This is a genomic window from Streptomyces sp. NPDC056222 (genome assembly GCF_042264065.1).
In the GTDB taxonomy this organism is placed as follows: domain Bacteria; phylum Actinomycetota; class Actinomycetes; order Streptomycetales; family Streptomycetaceae; genus Streptomyces.
In genome coordinates, this window is record NZ_JBHJTL010000027.1 from 1 (window position 1) to 16,196 (window position 16,196).

The window sequence follows — 16,196 nt, forward strand, 5'->3', positions numbered from 1 at the left end:
TTAATCTTCCTCCCCGGCCCCCTACCACCCGCCCCCCCGGCGTCCGGCGGCGCGCAGGGGGAGTCCTGGACAGGGCTCCCCGGGCGCCTCTTCTCACCCTCGGTTGCCGGAGACGGTCTCGCGGGCCGCCCGCAGGGACTCCTTGAGGGAGCCCATGGTGGCGAGGACGGCGGTCGGCTCGTATCCGCAGTGCGCCATGCAGTTGGCGCAGCGCGGATCCTTGCCGCGGCCGTACTTGTCCCAGTCGGTCTCCTCGATCAGCTCCCGGTACGTGGGGACGTAGCCGTCGCTCATCAGGTAGCAGGGGCGCTGCCAGCCGAAGAGCGAGTAGTTCGGGATCGCCCACGCGGTGCAGGGGAAGTCGGCCTTGCCCTCCAGGAAGTCCAGGAAGAGCGGCGAGTGGTTCAGCCGCCAGCGGCCGCGGTTGCCGCCGGCGAAGGCCTTCTTGAACAGCTCCCGGGTCTGTTCGACGCCGAGGAAGTGCTCCTGGTCGGGGGCCTTCTCGTAGGCGTACGCGGGCGAGATCATCATCTCGTCGACCTGGAGGTCGTCGTTGAGGTAGTTGAGCACCTCGATGATGGTCTGCGGGGTGTCGGTGTTGAAGAAGGTCGAGTTGGTGGTGACCCGGAAGCCGCGCCGCTTGGCCTCCTTGATCGCCGCCACCGCCTCGTCGAACACGCCTTCCTTGGCGACGGATTCGTCGTGCCGCTCACGGAGCCCGTCGATGTGCACCGCGAAGGCGAAGTACGGGGAGGGGGTGAAGTTCTCCAGCTTCTTGCGCAGCAGCATGGCGTTGGTGCAGAGGAAGACGTACTTCCTCTTGGCGACCAACTGACGGACGATCTCGTCGATCTGAGGGTGCATCAGGGGCTCGCCGCCCGCGATGGAGACCATCGGCGCCCCGGACTCCAGGACCGCGCCGACGGCCTGCGCGACCGGCATCCGCTGCTTGAGCACCCCCGCCGGGTGCTGGATCTTTCCGCAGCCCTCGCACTTGAGGTTGCAGGCGAACAGCGGCTCCAGTTCGACGATCAGAGGGAACTTGTCCCGCTTGCGGAGCTTCTGTTCGATGAGATAGGTCCCGACCCGGATGGACTGACGGAGCGGCATGGCCATAACTCGCTCACCTCCTGGGGAGCAGCAAAGAACGGTGCCATTCGAAGAATGCGGGAAGGACGGCACGAAGAACACGGAAAGCCGATATTCCACCGCGTACCGTGCCGATCCGGACCAGTTCATGTTCTGGAGCGTCCACGACCACCCGTACGGCCGCAACCGGGCGGGGCCCGGCGGCCAGCGCGGTGCCGAGCGTGGCGGCAGACTCCATGTCCACCGCGATCGCTCCGGTGGCCCGCAGCTCCGCCCGCTCGTGGCCGCGCACGACATGGCCGGAGCCGGTCAGCGGGCCGGTGTGGACGGCCCTGCCGGGCAGGGCCCGGGTCAGGGCCTTGACCAGCAGGTCCGCCCCGGTGCAGGCGGTCGTTCCGTCGGGACCCCGGGTCTCGTCGGCGACGATCAGGTCCCCGGGGTGCATCCCCGGGGCGAGTCCGGCGCAGAAACCCGAGGCGATGACGACGGCGTCCCGCCAGGGCTCCCGGTCCAGCGCCCGGGAAACGGCACGGCGAGCGCGGTCCGGGCCCATGCCGGTGCGCACCACGGTGAACGGGCCGGGTGCACCGCCCCGTTCGCCGCTGCGCAGGGCCAGCTGCTCGATGCCGAGCGCGCACGCGATCAGCAACGGCGGCGAGGTGGCGGACGAAGGCGCCGGCTCCTCGGCCATCACCTCTCCCCGGAGACGGCGGGCTCTCCGTTCACAAAGCGCCCGAGCGCCGTGAGCGGGAACACCTGCCGGTACAGGTGGTAGTTGATGGAGAAGTCCCAGGGGAAGCCGGTGCCGGTGAAGTACGGCTCGTCCCAGGACCCGTCCGCGCGCTGCGCCTCGGCCAGCCAGGCGATGCCGCGCTCCACGGCCTTGGAGTCGCGTCCGCCGGCGGCGAGCAGGGCGAGCAGCGCCCAGGCGGTCTGCGAGGCGGTCGAGGTGCCGTGCCCGATCCAGGGCCGCTCCTTGTACGAGCGCAGGTCCTCGCCCCAGCCGCCGTCCTCGTTCTGTACGGACTCCAGCCAGGCGACGGCGCGGCGGATCGCGGGGTGGGAGCGGGGCAGGCCGGCCGCGGTGAGCGCGGGGACCACCGAGCCCGTCCCGTACACGTAGTTGACCCCCCAGCGTCCGAACCAGGCGCCGGTCGGCTCCTGTTCGGCGAGCAGCCACTCGACTCCCCTGCGGGTACGGGGGTGCTGGGCCTTGCCCTCGTAGGCGAGCATCTCCACGACATGGGCGGTGACATCGGCCGACGGCGGGTCGATGACCTCGCCGAAGTCGCAGAACGGCAGCCGGTTGGGGAAGGGGCTGGTGTTGTCCGCGTCGAAGGCGGCCCAGGCTCCGTTCTTCGACTGCATCCCGGCGGTCCAGCGGGCGCCGCGGGCGATGGCCGCCTCGACGCCTGCGGGGTCGGGGTGCTTCACCCGGCGCAGGGCGAGGATGACCTCGGCGGTGTCGTCGATGTCCGGGTAGTTGTCGTTGTGGAACTCGAAGGCCCATCCGCCCGGGGGCAGTCCAGGCCTGCGCACGGCCCAGTCGCCGGGCTTGACGATCTCCTCGCCCAGCATCCAGTCGGCGGCCTTCACCAGCGCCGGATGGTCGGCCGGCAGGCCGGCGTCGGCGAGGGCGATGGTGGCCAGGCAGGTGTCCCAGACGGGCGACTGACAGGCCTCGATCATGCGCGCGCCGTCCTCGCGCCACACGGCGAAGCGGTCGAGGGACTCGAGCCCGGCCCGCATGACGGGGTGCTCCAGGTCGTAGCCGAGCAGATGCAGGGCGATGACCGAGTAGACGGCCGGGGGCTGGATGCCGCCCCAGCAGCCGTCGTTCTCCTGGCGTTCGACGATCCAGCGGGCGGCGACGTTCATGGCCGCCTTGCGCAGCCGGCGCGGGGCGACCTTGTGGTAGACGTGCAGCGCCTTGTCGATCCGCTGGAAGGCACCTTTCCAACTGGCCACGGGGGCCGACGACTTCACCGGATTCGGCCGGGCCGGATCCGTGTGCAGCTCGTCCAGCGGGAAGGGCGCGGGGCGTACGGGCCGTTTCGCGGAGACCACGGTGAGCGGCACGATGGTCTGCCGGGCCCAGCAGCCGAAGTCGTAGATGTTGAGCGGGAACCACTTCGGCAGGAAGATCAGCTCGGGTGGCAGCTCGGGCAGGTCGTCCCACTTCCACCAGCCGAAGAGGGCGAGCCAGATCCGGGTGAAGACCCGGGCGGCGGCGATCCCGCCCCGGTCCCGGATCCAGGCGGAGGCGCGGGCCATGTGCGGGTCCTCGGGCAGGTCCCCGGCGAGGCGCAGCGCCACATACGCCTCGATGGTGGCGGAGAGCTCACCGGGCCCCCCGTAGAAGGTCGCCCAGGTGCCGTCCTCGCGCTGCTCGCCCCGGATGAAGAGGGCTGCCGCGCGCGTGGTCTCCTCGTCCCGGATCCCGAGGAACTGGCGCAGCAGGAGGTCCTCGGCGTCCATGGTGACGTTGGTCTCCAGGTCGCCCTTCCACCAGCCTTCGGCGTCCTGGCGGCCGAGCAGATGCTCGACGGAGCGTTCCGCCGCGCGTTTCGCGGCCTCCTCGAGGCCGGTCGCGAGCGCGGTGTCGGTGGTGTCGCTGGCCGCGGTCGTCCGGGGTCCCACGGCCCCGGCGCTTCCGTCGGTCGTCGCTGTCATGGCTTCCCCTTCGTGCAGTCGAATACTTCTGCTTCCTCGGGTCTGCCGTCGGCCGATGCCCGGTGGCACCGGCCGGCGACTGCGCACTCATATCAGGGTGATGGTGATCATCTCTTCCGAACGACCACGAAGTCGGCGAGCGCGGTGAGCTGCGCCCTTACCCGCTCGGGCATGTCGACCTCGTGCAGTGCCTGGATGGCGATGGTGTGCTGGCGGCGGGCCTCCTCGGAGGTCCACTCACGGCCGCCGGCCTCCTCGATGAGGGCCGCGCGGGTGGCGAACTCCTCCTCGGAGAAGGAGTCGAAGTCGGTGCTCTTGGCGTCGGCGGCGAGCAGTTCGCCGAGCTTCTCGGACGCCGGTCCGCCGGCCGCGAGAGCGGCGACGACGGGGAGGGACTTCTTCCGCTGACGCAGATCGCTCCAGGTCTGCTTGCCGGTGGCCTCGGGGTCGCCCCAGATGCCGAGCAGGTCGTCGACGGCCTGGAAGGCGAGGCCGAGGTGGTAGCCGTACTCCTCCAGCTTGTCCGCCGTGCGGTCGTCGGCGCCGCCGAGGACCGCACCGATGGAGACCGCGCAGGCGAGCAGGGCGCCGGTCTTGTTGCCCTCCATCTCCAGGCACTCCTCGACGGTGACCCGCTCGCGGTGCTCGTAGGAGATGTCCTGGGCCTGACCGTCGATGAGCTTGCGGCTCGCGGTGGTGAGCCGGCGGGTCGCCCGGCCGGCCTCCACCGTGCCGAGCTCCAGCAGGATCTCGTTGGCCAGGGCGAACAGGGCGTCGCCGACCAGGATGGCCTGCGCGGGGCCGTGCACCTTCCACACGGTGTCGCGGTGGCGGCGCTGCTCGTCGCCGTCCATCAGGTCGTCGTGCAGCAGCGAGAAATTGTGGACGAGCTCCACGGCGACCGCGCCGGGGACGCCGACCTCGGGAGCGACGCCCGCCGCCTCGGCGGACAGCAGGGCGAGCGCGGGCCGGACGGCCTTGCCGCTGTCCCCCTCGGTGGGGTTGCCCTGCGCGTCGATCCAGCCGAAGTGGTAGGCGGCCACGGTGTCCATGGGCGGTGCGAGCCGGTCGACGGCCGCCCGCAGGACGGGGGTGGACAGGGTCCGCCCCCGCTCCAGCAGAGCGGTCACGTCCGCGGTGTCGACGGCCGGTTTCACCGGGGGCACAGTCGGCACGGTCTCTCCTCTTGTTCCAGTACTCACACTCATACCGCCTCCTGCAGCGGATGTTCATGGCGGCGGCCGAGGGCGGAGAGCGCGGCGCCCGCTGCGCTGAAGCCGCTGCGAACGGCGCCCTCCATGGTCGCGGGCCAGCCGGTGGCGGTCCACGCGCCGGCCAGGTACAGGCCGGGGGCGTGGGTGCGGGCGCCGGGGCGGAGCCGGCCGACGCCCGGGGTGGGGGCGAACGTCGCAGTCCGCTCCCGGGTGACGAAGAAGTCCCGGATCCCGGCACCGCGGGCGGCGGGCAGCAGCCGCTCCAGCTCCGGGAGGTAGCGCTCGCGGAGCACGGAGACCGGCTCGTCGATCTCGCTCTGCGCGGCGGACTGGGAGACGGCCAGATACTGGCCGCCGCCCTTGAGGCCGGAGGAGTCGGTGCGGTCGAAGACCCACTGCACCGGGGATCCGAGCGCGGTGAAGAACGGCTGCTTGAGCACCTTGCGGTCGTAGACGACATGCACGTTGAGGATGGGCGCGGTGCCGATGTCGAGAAGCCGGTCGGGATCGTCGAGGGCGCCCTCGGGCAGCAGTTCCCGGGTCTCGCGCTGCGGCACGGCGAGCACGACGGTGTCGGCCTCGATGGTCTCCCCCGGCACCTCGACGCTCCACCGGCCGTCGTCGGTACGGGAGATCCGCTCGGCCTTGATCCGCAGTTCGGTGCGTACGCCGAGGGAGTCGAGGGCCTTGCGGGCGAGGGTGTCGTGGAGCTCACCGAGGGGCACGTGCGCCCAGCCGATGTCGGCCGCGCCCGGCTCGGAGAGCAGGCCGGTCTTGAAGACCATGGCGGCCAGGCCCATGGAGGCGTGCGGCGCGGTGGCGTTGAGGGTGGCGACGCCGACCAGGTCCCACAGGGCCTCGACAGCACGCGGGGACTGGCCGTGGCGGCCGAGCCACGTGGCGAAGTCGATTCCGTCGAGGGCCGGGTCGGCGGGGTCGAGCGCCTTGAGCGCCAGCGCGGCGCGGCCGACGCTCGCGCGCTCGACGAGGGAGAGGTGCGGATAGGTCGCCAGGCTCCTGGCGAGGTGCAGCGGTACGGGCAGGGCGGTACGGCGCAGCCGGCCGAGGCGGGGGCCGCGGGGGTGGGCGACGTCGAGAACGGGCACGTCCAGCCGGTCCTGGAGGGGCGCGAGGCGGGCGCCCTCGACGCGGTCGAGGAACCAGCGGTAGGCGGTGCAGCAGCGCAGATAGACGTGCTGCCCGTTGTCGACGGTGAGCTCGCCGCGGCGGAAGGAGAACGCGAGACCGCCGAGCCGCGGCCGGCCTTCGAGCAGCGTCACACGGAGCCCGGCGTCGGCGAGCTGGAGCGCGGCGGTGATCCCGGCGAGGCCGCCGCCGACCACGACGGCGTGCGGTGCCTGCGGCCCGGAGTCGTCGGTGGTCATACGCTCCCCCTTCCGGCCGTCGCAGTCAGGGACGCCGCCGTGCGGCGCCGGGTTGCCCGGTGCCCCGGCTCGTGGACACGCATCACGCGCGCCTCCTGATGGTCCGTCGGGAGATGTGGCGGGTGTCCAGGCCGGAGAGGCCGCGCACCGCGACGTACGCCTTCTCGCGGCCGGGCAGCGAGACACGACCGCGCAGCACCGCCTCGGGGTCGCGCTCGATCCGGTCGAGCAGGCGCCGGTAGATCCCGGCCATGGCGGCGACGCAGGCGCCGCTGCGCCGGTCGAGCATGGGGAGGAGCCGGTAGCCCTCGGCGAACAGGGCGCGGGCGCGCCGGACCTCGAAGTGCACCAGGCCGGTGAAGTCGGCCCCCTCGGGCGGGGTCTCGCTCACGAAGCCGTCACCGCAGCCGAACTTGGCCAGGTCGTCGGCGGGCAGGTAGGTGCGCCCGTTCCCGGCGTCCTCGCGGACGTCGCGGAGGATGTTGGTGAGCTGCAGGGCAAGCCCGAGGGTGTCGGCGTACTCGGGGGCCCTCTCCACTCCCTGCGCGCCCGGCTGGGTACCGAAGACGCCGAGGGAGAGCCGCCCGATGGCACCGGCGACGCAGCGGCAGTAGACCTTGAGGTCGTCCCAGGTCTCGTACGTCTCGCCGCGCACGTCCATCAGGACCCCGTCGATGAGCTCGTCGAGGCCGCCGAGCGGGATCGGGAAGCGGCGGGAGGCGTCGGCGAGGGCCACCGCGACGGGGTCGGTGTCGTCGTCGTCGACCTCGTCCTTGCGGATCCGCTCCAGGAGCGCGCGGGTGGATTCGAGCCGGTCCCGCTTCGCCTCGGGCGCGAGGCCGCCGTCGCCGATGTCGTCGACCCGTCGCGAGAACGCGTACAGCGCCGACATGGCCTGCCGCTTCTCCGTCGGCAGCAGTCGGATGCCGTAGGCGAAGTTGCGGGCCTGCTGTCCGGTGACGGCCTCGCAGTAGCTGTACGCGGCCTGTACCGGCGCCGACGTCTCCGTCTGTCCTTCCACGGTCCGGCTCACCCCTCTCTCCGCGCTCTGAGCAGGACCGCTCCCGCTTCGCGCATCAGACTCGGCTTGGTGGGCTTGGGCGACTTCGGCAGTACGTCGTACCCGCCACCGGCGGCGGCGATGGCGTCGAGGGCGGCGAGTCCGCCGGCCGTGAAACCGGCGAGCAGCAGGCGCAGCCTGCCGTGGACGCTTGCCACCAGCGGGATGCCGTCGTCGAGCAGCTCGCGGGCGCGCTGCGCCTCGAAGGCGATCAGTGCCCGGACCGACGCTCCGGCGGTGGGCTGGGCGAGGTCGGCCTCGGTGACGTGGAAGGCCTTCATGTCCTCGGCGGGCAGGTAGATCCGGTCGCGGCCGAGGTCCTCGGCGACGTCCTGGAGGTGCTCGACGATCTGCAACGCGGTACAGATGTCGTCGGAGAGGCGGATGCGCTCGGGGGTGGCGGTGCCGGTGATCCCGAGGACGAGCCGGCCGACGGGGTTCGCGGAGAGTTCGCAGTACGCGAGGAGGTCGTCGTAGGTCTCGTAACGACGTACCAGCTGGTCCTGGCGGTTGGCCTGGATCAGGCCCAGGAAGGGCTCGGGGGTCAGGCCGCAGCGGCGCACGGTCGGCTGGAGCGCCCGCAGCAGGGGGTGGCGCGGAACGGCGTCGAAGACCCGCAGCAGATCGGCCTCGAAGGCGTCCAGCATCGCGATCCGGTCCTCGGCCCGCTCGGGGGCGACGCCGAGATGGCGGGCGTCGGCTCCGCCGGGTGCGAGATCGCCGTCGCCGATGTCGTCGACGAGACGGGCATAGCCGTAGACGGCCATGAGGTCGCCGCGCCAGGCGCGCGGCAGGAAGAAGGGGGCCACGGGGAAGTTCTCGTCCGCGGCCTTGTCGAGCGTGGTGCGCGAGGAGGCATCGGGGCGCACCTGCCGGTTTTGCGTCACTGGGGGCTGCCCGACGCGGGGACGGCGACACCCTCGTGGAGCTGGAGATTTTGCGTCATGGCCGTCACATCTCCTGTTCTACACTGCCGATCCAATCCATCCTATTTCGGACACGCCACCGGGCCTCCCCAGAGGGCTCGCCGCCCGACGGCCGGGATGCCTAGGGGGTATCGCCCCACTTGCCACGAATCAGCACCGGTACAGCTTACGTTGTACAACGCCCGCCGCCTCGTCGGGGTGCGCGCCGCTTTGCGAAAACATCACCGGCCGCGCCAACCTTCCTGCGCGGCACGGCAGTTCACGGATTCGTGACGTTCAGTCCGCTCGGGCGCCGGAGACGACCATGGCGAGAGTGGACTCGACGACGTCCGCGCGGCGCCGTTCCGGGAGGCGGCGCAACGGGCCGTCGAGCAGCAGAAGTGACAGTCCGTGAACGGCCGACCACGCGGCGGCCTCCGCGGCGGGGCGGGCCTGCCGCGGGATGCGGCCCACCCGGGCGAGGGCCCTCAGTGCGTCCGTGAGCAGCGTGAACGCCCGCATCTCGGGTTCGGGCTCGGGTGGCCGCCCGACCGGCGCCCACTCCTCGCCGCAGGGCGGCCGAGGGGTGCAGAACGCCGCCCGGTAGAGGCCGGGCTGATCCAGGGCGAAGCCCACATAGCCGCGGCCGAGGGCTGCGAGGCGCAGCTCGGCGGCGACGGTGGCGTCATCGGCCCCGGGGGCCCGGTCGGCGGCCCGTTCCATGGACTCCGCGAGCGCGCGCTGGGCGTGGATCTTGACGGCGCCGAGGAGCTCTCCGCGCCCGTCGAAGTGCCGGTAGGCGGCGGTGGGCGAGACGCCGACCCGGCGGGCCGCCTCCCGCAGGACGACGCGGTCGGGGCCGCCTTCGGTGGCCAGGTCGACGGCGGCGCAGATCAGCGCGTTGCGCAGATCGCCGTGGTGGTAGGACTTTCCCCCCGAGATCGCTGCCATGCGCTCATCCTGCCCGATGTTGACCGCATGAACATTCCAGGCGGGGGGCGCGACGCGCCGGGGAGAACGCGAAGGCCCCCGCCGGTCCGGCAGGGGCCCCGCGACGCGATGGTGGGACTACTTCCCCGTCTCGCGCTCGTACGCCTTGATGACCTCGTCCGTGGGGCCGTCCATGAGGAGCTCGCCCTTCTCCAGCCACAGCACGCGGTCACAGGTGTCCCTGATCGACTTGTTGCTGTGACTGACCAGGAAGACCGTGCCGGCCTCCTTGCGGAGCTCGCGGATGCGCTCCTCGGAGCGGATCTGGAACCGGCGGTCGCCGGTCGCGAGCGCCTCGTCGATCATGAGCACGTCGTGGTTCTTGGCTGCCGCGATGGCGAAGCGGAGCCGGGCGCCCATGCCGGAGGAGTACGTACGCATCGGGAGGCTGATGAAGTCGCCCTTCTCGTTGATGCCCGAGAAGTCGACGATGCCCTGGTAGCGCTCGCGGATCTCGTCCTTGCTCATTCCCATGGCAAGGCCGCCGAGTATCACGTTGCGCTCGCCGGTCAGGTCGTTCATCAGCGCCGCGTTGACGCCGAGGAGCGAGGGCTGGCCGTCGGTGTAGACCTTGCCGCTCTCCGTGGGGAGCAGCCCCGCGATGGCGCGCAGCAGGGTCGACTTGCCGGAGCCGTTGCTGCCGATGACGCCGATGGCCTCGCCCCGGTAGGCGGTGAAGGAGACGCCTCGTACGGCGTGCACCTTGCGGACGCCCCGGGAGACCTCGGCCTTGCCACGGCCGAGGATCCGGCTGAGCGCCGCCGTGGCGCTGCCCTTGCCTCCGCCACCGGTGTTGACCCGGTAGACGATGTGGACCTCGTCGGCGATGACGGTGGGAACGCGTCCCTGGTCGGTGTCAGCCACGGCCGTACCTCTCTTCTGCCTTCCAGAAGTAGACGAAACCGCCGAGACCCATCGCCACGGCCCAGCCCAGCGCGGCCATCCAGACGTGCGACGGCAGGTTGCCGGCGCCGTAGCCGTCGATCAGGGCGAACCGGATCAGGTCCATGTAGATGGCCGCCGGGTTGTACATGAGGACGTCGGCGATCCAGGCCGGCTTGTCCGCGAGCATCACCGGGATCGAGAACATCACGCCGGAGGCGTACATCCAGGTCCGCATGATGAACGGCATCAGCTGGGCGAGGTCGGGCGTCTTGGCACCCATCCTCGCCATGATCATGGCGAGCCCGACATTGAACACGAACTGCAGAAGCAGGGCCGGAACCAGGAGGAGCCAGCTCAGCGACGGGTAGCTGCCGAAGGCGATGGCGACGGCCGCCAGCACGATCATGGAGAACAGCAGCTGCTGGAGCTGCTGGAGCGCGAAGGAGATGGGCAGCGTGGCACGCGGGAAGTGCAGCGCCCGGACGAGTCCGAGGTTGCCGGAGATCGCCCGCACGCCCGCCATCACCGAGCTCTGCGTGAAGGTGAACACGAAGATCCCGGTCACCAGGAAGGGGATGTAGACCGAGGTCGTCATGCCCTGCCCGGCGTCCAGGATCAGGCCGAAGATCAGGTAGTAGACCATCGCGTTGAGCAGGGGGGTCGCCACCTGCCACAGCTGGCCGAGCTTCGCCTGGCTGTACTGCGCCGTCAGCTTCGCCTGGGAGAAGGCCAGGATGAAGTGGCGCCGCCCCCACAGCTGACGGACGTACTCGAAGATGCCGGGCCGGGCACCACTGACCGCGAGACCGTACTTGGCCGCCAGTTCGGCCGGGGTCAGGCCGTCATCGGCAGAGGGCGGGGCGCTCGTCGCGACCGCACCGTCGTGGGTTGTGTCACTCACAAGTCGAAACTTTCGTATCCAGATGCGCGGCAAGTCGGGTACCACGTTGTCACACGACGGGCGGGCGTCCCAGTCGGGTCAGCCGCCACACCGTACGCCATTTCATGGGCCGTCGCGGTCCGCAGGGAACGGCCCAGCCTTCCCGGAATCCGCCGATCCACGCCTTGAGGGCGGGGAGGGAGGGGCGCCGCGCCAGAGTCAGCAGCAGCCAGACACCGAGATAGACCGGAACGAGGGGTGCGGGGAGATTGCGCCGAGCCAGCCACACCCGGTTGCGGGCCACGTTGAAGTGGTAGGACGCGTGCCGGGAGGGAGGTGTGGTGGGGTGCAGCAGCACCATGTCGGAACGGTAGTCGATCATCCAGTCGGCGTCGAGAGCCCGCCAGGCGAGATCGGTCTCCTCGTGGGCGTAGAAGAATTCGCTCGGCAGATCGCCGACTTCGGTGAGGACCTTCGTACGGACCGCGTTGGCGCCGCCGAGGAACGTGGTCACGCGCGAGGACCGCATCGGGTCGGCCGCGCGCAGCCGCGGGACGTGCCGACGCTGGGTGAGGCCCGTCTCGGGGTCCGCGATCCGGAAGCTGATGATGCCCAGCCGGGGATCGGCGGTGAACGCCTGGCGGACCAGTTCGGCGGTGTCCTCGTGGGCGAGCAGACCGTCGTCGTCCAGGAAGAGCAGTGCGTCGACGGGCCCGCAGGGGCCGCCGGGCCCGAAGGCCGCGATGCCGACGTTGCGGCCACCGGGGATGCCCAGGTTCTCGGGCAGGTCGATGGTGTGGACGCCGTCGGGCACACCCGTCACGGGGGCGCCGTTGCCGACCACGACGACCTCGACCGGGTCGCCCTCCTGCTTGGCGACCGAGTCGAGGAGCGCGCGCAGATCGTCGGGGCGGTTGCCCATGGTGATGATGACGGCGCCCAGCTTCATCGGCGTACTCACGCTTGTCCTCACTTCAGCCGGCTCGACGCCAGGATCGACACCAGGTGCAGCAGCGTCTGCAGGAGCGCGATGCCGGCCAGTACGGCGACACCCAGCCGCGTAAAGAACAGGTCGTCCCTGACCGAGTCCACGATCGCGAGGACCAGGATCAGCAGGGAGGCCTCGATGCCGAGGACCAGCCGGTGGAACTTCAGCGCCGCGGCGGCCCTGCGGGCCAGCGCCATGCCGGACGAACGCGGCTCGGAAGCCGCCTCCTTGACCGGCGGCAGCCCGCCCTGGTGCCGGGCGACGCCGACCAGGTCGGTCTCGGCCTTGATCAGGATGGCGCCGAGGGCGGCGAGGGTGCCGAGGAAGGCCCACAGCCAGTCGATCCGCCCGGAGCCCCACAGGTCGGCTGCGCGCAGTCCGAGGCCGACGAGGACCGCCGCGTCGCACAGGTAGGCGCCGACCCGGTCGAGGTACACGCCGCCCAGCGAGAACTGCTGCTTCCAGCGGGCCACCTCGCCGTCGACGCAGTCGAGCAGCAGATAGAGCTGGACCATGACCACACCGAGCACGGCGCCCCAGATCCCCGGGATCAGCAGCGCCGGGGCGGCGAGGACGCCCGCGAGCGTCATCACGTACGTGAGCTGGTTCGGCGTGATCCGGGTCTTCACCAGGTGCCGGGTGATCCGCAGCGAGATCTCCCGCATGTACAGGCGGCCCGCCCAGTGTTCGCCGCTCCGCCGGTCCTTCACACCCGCGGGGTGAACGACCGGGCGGAGCTCAGCTACCGATGGCTTTGGCATAGTCGGCGTACGCGTCCCTGATCTGGTCGGTGGACAGGTCGAGGTGCTCGAGGATGGTGTAGCGGCCGGGACGGGTCTGCGGCGCGAAGGTGACGGCCTCGACGAACTCGTCGACGCTGAAGCCCATCTCGCCGGGCGTCACGGGCAGGCCGTGCCGGCGCAGCGTCTCGACCATGCCGAGCGAGCCGTCCGTGGCACCGCGCAGGTGCATCGCGAACGCCGCGCCCAGGCCGCACTGCTCGCCGTGGCTGGCCGCGCGCTGGGGGAAGAGCAGGTCGAAGGCGTGGCTGATCTCGTGGCATGCGCCCGAGGACGGGCGGGTGTCACCGCTGATCGACATGGCGATGCCGGACATCACCAGGCCTTCGGAGAGCGTGACGAGGAAGTCGTCGTCGCCGACGCCGCCGGGGTGGCGGAGCACGGCCTCGCCGGCGCTGCGGGCCATGGCCGCGGCCAGGCCGTCGACCGGCTCGCCCGTCTCGCGGTGCGAGAGCTCCCAGTCCGCGATGGCGGACAGGTTGGAGATCGCGTCGCCGATGCCGGAGCGGACGAAGCGCACCGGGGCGTCCCGGATCACGTCGAGGTCGATGACCAGCGCGATCGGGGTCGGCACACCGTAGGAGCCGCGTCCGTTGTCGTTGTCCAGGGTGGAGACCGGCGAGCAGATGCCGTCGTGCGACAGGTTCGTGGCGATGGCGACCAGCGGCAGGCCGACCCGGGCCGCCGCGTACTTGGTCACATCGATGATCTTGCCGCCGCCGAGGGCCACCACAGCGTCGTACCGCTTGCCGCGCATGGCGTCGGCGAGCTTGACCGCCGCGTCGATGGTGCCGCCGTCGACCGGGTACCAGTCGGCGCCGGGCAGCTCGGGAGCGAACTGCTCACGCAGCTTCAGCCCCGAGCCGCCGCTGATCGCCACGGCGATCCGGCCGTTGCTGGAGATCCGCTGGTCCGCCAGGAGGCTGGCGAGATCGTCCAGCGCTCCCCGGCGGATGTCGACGACGACCGGCGAGGGGATCAGCCGGGTCAGTACTGGCACGCGATGTCACGGCCCTTCGCGAGGTCGTCGTGGTTGTCGATCTCGACCCACTTGACGTCGCCGATGGGAGCCACGTCGATGGTGAAGCCGTCGTCGACGAGCTTCTGGTAGCCGTCCTCGTAGTAGAGGTCGGGGTCGCGCTCGAAGGTGGCCTTGAGGGCGTCGGCGAGGGCCTCGGCGGCCTCGGGCTCGATGAGGGTGACACCGATGTACTCGCCCGTGGCGGTGGCCGGGTCCATCAGCTTGGTGATCTTCTGGACGCCCTTGCCCTCGGCGGTGATGACCTTCATCTCCTCGTCGGCGAGGTTCTTCACCGAGTCGAGGGCGAGGATGATCTTCTGGCCGTCGCCGCGGGCGGCGAGCAGCGTCTTCTCGACCGAGACGGGGTGGACGGTGTCGCCGTTGGCGAGGATCACACCGCGCTTGAGGACGTCACGGGCGCACCACAGGGAGTAGGCGTTGTTCCACTCCTCGGCCTTGTCGTTGTCGATCAGCGTGATCGAGACGCCGTACGTGGCCTCCAGGGCCGCCTTGCGCTCGTACACGGCCTCCTTGCGGTAGCCGACGACGATGGCGACCTCGGTGAGGCCGACCTCCGCGAAGTTCTTCAGCGTCAGGTCGAGGACAGTGGTGTCACCGTCGACAGGCACGAGGGCCTTCGGAAGCGTGTCGGTGTAGGGGCGCAGACGCCTTCCGGCACCGGCTGCCAGTACGAGGCCAATCATGCTGTTTCTCCTTCGTCATGTACGGCGGGTGCTCCGGAGGACACCCAGAAACGGATGGACTCCACGAGCACCACGAGCGCGACGGTGACCGCCAGGGCGGTGAGCGCCAGGGTGAAGTCGTTGCCACGGCTCGCCAGCAGGGCGGCGAGGACGGTCACCAGCAACGTGCGGCCCTCGTGACCGCCGATGGTGCGCACCAGCCACGTGGGCGGCGCGCCGGTGCCGCCGCGGATGCGGTACACCGTGTCGTAGTGATGGTAGGCGACGGCGGCCACCAGTCCGTAGGCCGCGGGCAAGGCCCCGTTCACCTCGGAGCGGGCCGCGAGGATCAGGACGGTGCCGTACTCGGCGGCCCGGAAGACGGGCGGCACGAGCCAGTCGAGCGCGCCCTTGAGGGGGTGCGCGACGGCGATGGCCGAACAGATGACATAGAACACGGCCGCGACGACCACCTGGGCGCTGCCGAAGTCGCGGGTGGCGGCCGCGGTCAGCAGGGCGACCGCGCCGACGGCGGCGACCACGGGCGGGACCCAGGCGCCCTTGATGTTCGGCCGGCTCGCCGCAAGGAGCTGGGCGAGCGGCCCGGAGTCCGCCAGGTCCGCGAGGGCCTGCGCGGCCCGGTCCGTCCGCTTCGCCTTGCGGGTCAGCGAGCGCAGCACCCGGCCTGCGGTGGTGTAGCAGGCGCCGAAGGCGCAGCCGATGATCAGCGCCCAGAAGACGATCCGCGGGGTGGTGACGGCGGTGAGGACCGCGATCATGGCCCAGCGCTCGCCGATCGGCAGGATGATCATCCGGCGGACCCAGACGGTCCAGCCGACGCTGTCCAGCCGGCTGGAGAGGGCCGCGGTGGGGCTCGTATTGGCCGTGGCGTCGTGGTTGGCCTCGTTGAACGAGAAGTCCACGACATGGCGGCAGGTCATCAGGACCATCGCGCCCAGCGCGAGCGCCCACACGTCGTCGCCGTTCCGCGCGGCCCCGAGGGCGAGGCCGGCGTAGAAGGCGTACTCCTTGGCGCGGTCGAAGGTGGCGTCCAGCCAGGCGCCCATCGTCGAGTACTGCAGCGAGTAGCGGGCGAGCTGCCCGTCGGTGCAGTCCAGGACGAAGGAGACCAGGAGCAGGACGCCCGCGGCGATGTAGCCGCCGCGCTCGCCCGTGGCGGCGCAGCCGGCCGCGATCAGCGCCGTGAGCAGCGAGGCGGTGGTGACCTGGTTGGGGGTCAGTCCGCGCCGCGCGCACCAGCGGGCGATGTAGCGCGAGTACGGGCTGATGAAGAAGGTGGTGAAGAAGCCGTCGTGGGCCTTCACCGCGGAGCGGAGTCGTACGGCCTCGTCGTCGACGTCCGCGACGGCGCCGCGGGCGGTGTGCCGGCTCTCCGCGTCGGCCGGTACGGCGGCCACGAGCGAGCCGAGCTCGGGGCGGTGCACGGCGACGCCGTCGGCGTCGAGCGCCGCGGCGAGGGTGTCGGGCAGCACCTCGCCCTCGGCGACGACGGGCCCGTGGTCGGCACCCGGAACGGGCGCGGACACGTCGGTCAGCGCGCGGGCGAGGGCCGGTCGGGCCTCGCTCTGCGTGGTGAGCGCGCCGGGCACGGCGGAGGCGGGG

15 protein-coding genes are annotated in these 16,196 nt (G+C 71.2%); all 15 read right to left on the bottom strand.

Annotation, left to right across the window (positions count from 1 at the left end; translation table 11 throughout):
- Positions 1-93: 93 nt before the first annotated feature.
- The 15 genes from hpnH to ACFC0D_RS15425 all read right to left on the bottom strand — a co-directional run bounded on the left by hpnH (position 94) and on the right by ACFC0D_RS15425 (position 16,183).
- Entirely contained in the window at positions 94-1,116 is a 1,023-nt protein-coding gene (gene hpnH / locus ACFC0D_RS15355) for an adenosyl-hopene transferase HpnH (protein ID WP_329113667.1), read from the bottom strand.
- Positions 1,117-1,123: 7 nt separating this feature from the next.
- On the bottom strand, positions 1,124-1,780 hold the full coding sequence (locus tag ACFC0D_RS15360) for a 1-hydroxy-2-methyl-2-butenyl 4-diphosphate reductase (RefSeq protein ID WP_376435095.1): 657 nt from the start codon (positions 1,778-1,780) through the stop codon (positions 1,124-1,126).
- A complete protein-coding gene (shc, locus tag ACFC0D_RS15365; protein WP_376435096.1) occupies positions 1,780-3,762 on the bottom strand; it encodes a squalene--hopene cyclase in 1,983 nt (660 codons plus the stop codon). The genes ACFC0D_RS15360 and shc overlap by 1 nt, the downstream gene beginning before the upstream one ends.
- A gap of 107 nt (positions 3,763-3,869) precedes the next feature.
- A complete protein-coding gene (locus ACFC0D_RS15370; RefSeq protein WP_376435098.1) occupies positions 3,870-4,970 on the bottom strand; it encodes a polyprenyl synthetase family protein in 1,101 nt (366 codons plus the stop codon).
- On the bottom strand, positions 4,967-6,361 hold the full coding sequence (gene hpnE, locus ACFC0D_RS15375; protein WP_376435100.1) for a hydroxysqualene dehydroxylase HpnE: 1,395 nt from the start codon (positions 6,359-6,361) through the stop codon (positions 4,967-4,969). Before hpnE ends, ACFC0D_RS15370 begins: the two co-directional genes overlap by 4 nt.
- A gap of 82 nt (positions 6,362-6,443) precedes the next feature.
- Entirely contained in the window at positions 6,444-7,394 is a 951-nt protein-coding gene (gene hpnD, locus ACFC0D_RS15380; protein WP_376435102.1) for a presqualene diphosphate synthase HpnD, read from the bottom strand.
- Complete coding sequence (gene hpnC / locus ACFC0D_RS15385) at positions 7,391-8,308, bottom strand: squalene synthase HpnC (protein WP_376435104.1); 918 nt, start codon at positions 8,306-8,308, stop codon at positions 7,391-7,393. Before hpnC ends, hpnD begins: the two co-directional genes overlap by 4 nt.
- 315 nt (positions 8,309-8,623) lie before the next feature.
- Positions 8,624-9,277: a TetR/AcrR family transcriptional regulator gene (locus ACFC0D_RS15390; RefSeq protein ID WP_376435106.1), complete on the bottom strand. Its 654-nt coding sequence runs from the start codon at positions 9,275-9,277 to the stop codon at positions 8,624-8,626.
- Positions 9,278-9,394: 117 nt separating this feature from the next.
- Positions 9,395-10,180 carry an ABC transporter ATP-binding protein gene (locus ACFC0D_RS15395; protein WP_376435108.1) on the bottom strand — a complete coding sequence of 262 codons (786 nt, stop codon included), beginning with the start codon at positions 10,178-10,180 and terminating at the stop codon, positions 9,395-9,397.
- Positions 10,173-11,102: an ABC transporter permease gene (locus ACFC0D_RS15400; protein ID WP_376435111.1), complete on the bottom strand. Its 930-nt coding sequence runs from the start codon at positions 11,100-11,102 to the stop codon at positions 10,173-10,175. The genes ACFC0D_RS15395 and ACFC0D_RS15400 overlap by 8 nt, the downstream gene beginning before the upstream one ends.
- 49 nt (positions 11,103-11,151) lie before the next feature.
- Entirely contained in the window at positions 11,152-12,030 is an 879-nt protein-coding gene (locus ACFC0D_RS15405; RefSeq protein ID WP_376435307.1) for a glycosyltransferase family 2 protein, read from the bottom strand.
- A gap of 20 nt (positions 12,031-12,050) precedes the next feature.
- A complete protein-coding gene (locus tag ACFC0D_RS15410) occupies positions 12,051-12,830 on the bottom strand; it encodes a CDP-alcohol phosphatidyltransferase family protein (RefSeq protein ID WP_376435113.1) in 780 nt (259 codons plus the stop codon).
- Positions 12,808-13,869 carry an iron-containing alcohol dehydrogenase family protein gene (locus ACFC0D_RS15415; protein ID WP_376435115.1) on the bottom strand — a complete coding sequence of 354 codons (1,062 nt, stop codon included), beginning with the start codon at positions 13,867-13,869 and terminating at the stop codon, positions 12,808-12,810. Before ACFC0D_RS15415 ends, ACFC0D_RS15410 begins: the two co-directional genes overlap by 23 nt.
- Complete coding sequence (locus tag ACFC0D_RS15420) at positions 13,857-14,594, bottom strand: sugar phosphate nucleotidyltransferase (RefSeq protein ID WP_376435118.1); 738 nt, start codon at positions 14,592-14,594, stop codon at positions 13,857-13,859. Before ACFC0D_RS15420 ends, ACFC0D_RS15415 begins: the two co-directional genes overlap by 13 nt.
- On the bottom strand, positions 14,591-16,183 hold the full coding sequence (locus ACFC0D_RS15425; protein WP_376435120.1) for a DUF5941 domain-containing protein: 1,593 nt from the start codon (positions 16,181-16,183) through the stop codon (positions 14,591-14,593). The genes ACFC0D_RS15420 and ACFC0D_RS15425 overlap by 4 nt, the downstream gene beginning before the upstream one ends.
- Positions 16,184-16,196: the final 13 nt, after the last annotated feature.